The following is a 1384-nucleotide window of genomic DNA, read 5'->3' on the forward strand; positions in this document are numbered from 1 at the left end:
GGTCTGCGGGGCGGGCGTCGCGGGGGCGGAGCCCAGGTCGGGCAGGGCGGGCAGTCGGCCGGTGGCGTCGAGGGCGACGGCCAGGGAGACGGGGTCCATCTCGGTGCCGGCCCGGTACAGGGAGTCGAAGGCCTGGGAGCCGCCTTCGGTGAGGGTGGCCCGGGCCTCGGTGAGGGTGGCGAGCGCGCCCTCGGCCTTCAGGCCGGCCGCGTCGAACTCCACGAGGGAAACGGCGGTCTTCGTCGCCCCGCCCGCGGTGACGTCGGCGGTGAGGACGCCCTTGCCGCCCTCCACCTTGACGGCGACCCTGCCCAGCTTGAGGTCGAGGTGGGCTCCGGTGAAGTGGACCGTACCCGCGAAGGCGGCGTCGAGGGTGCCCTTCCAGCCGTCGTAGAGGCCCTTGCCCTGCGGGAAGCGGAACAGGGCCCCGCCGTCCTGGGCGCCCTCGGCGACGGCCCACCTGCCCTGGCCGACGGCCCCGGTGACGTACTCGCGGAAGGTGCGCCGCACCCCCCAGTCGACGGCCGCGTCGGCGAACGCGCCCTGGCCGGCGGGGGTCTGCGTGCCGGGCGAGGCCCCGGCCGCGGCACTCGGGGACGGCGAGGACGCTGCGGCCGGGGCGGACCGGACGTCGACGGAAAGCGTGACGGGGTCGAGCGGGGTGCCGGCGGGGTAGTAGCCGGCGAAGGCCTGGGCGCCCTGTTCGGTGAGGGTGGCGGGGACGTTGGTGAGGGCGAGGGGGCTGCCGCCGCCCTTCATGTCGATGCCGCCGAGGCCGAGGCTGGCGAAGGGGACCCGGGAGCGGCTGGTGACCTGACCGGTGTCCTTGGCCTTGCCGACGACGTCCGCGTAGAGGGTGCCGCTGCCGCCTTCGATGCGGATCGCGGGCCGGCTGATCGTCAGGTCCAGCTCGTTGCCCCCGTCCGGCTTTTGGTGGCCGCGGAAGGCGACGCCGCCGCTGAAGGCCGCCTCGAATGCGCCGGTGCCGGGGTCGTAGGAGCCGGTCGCCGAGTGGAAGCGGAACAGGCTGCCGCCGACCGTGGCGGCGCCGTTCTTCAGCTGGAAACCGCCTTTTGCGACAGGGCCGGTGACATAACTCTGGAAGGACGATTTGACGCCCCAGTCGAGCCTGCCGCCCTGCACGGGACGGCTCGCCGCGTGGGCTCCCGCGGCGGGGAGCAGTGCCGCGAGCAGAGCCGCCAGGGTCGCCACGAGGGCGACGGCGAACGGGCGGACGGGGCGTGCGGACATCGATGTCCCCTCCAGGACCTGGTAAGTAAGGTTAGGCTAACCTAAGCTATCCCCGTCGGGAGCGGAACCCCCACACCCGACGGACCATCAGCCGGACCACCAGGACGGTGCCTTCGTGCCTACGCCCGCCGCG

1 protein-coding gene is annotated in these 1384 nt (G+C 74.1%); it reads right to left on the bottom strand.

Translation table 11 applies throughout. The features are described from left to right. On the bottom strand, window positions 1–1251 hold a 1251-nt coding region (locus tag HYE82_RS36540), incomplete at its 3' end, for an HtaA domain-containing protein (protein WP_179178522.1). Between the last annotated feature and the right edge of the window lie 133 nt (window positions 1252–1384).

It is taken from the genome of Streptomyces sp. BR123, from assembly GCF_013401435.1.
GTDB lineage: Bacteria > Actinomycetota > Actinomycetes > Streptomycetales > Streptomycetaceae > Streptomyces.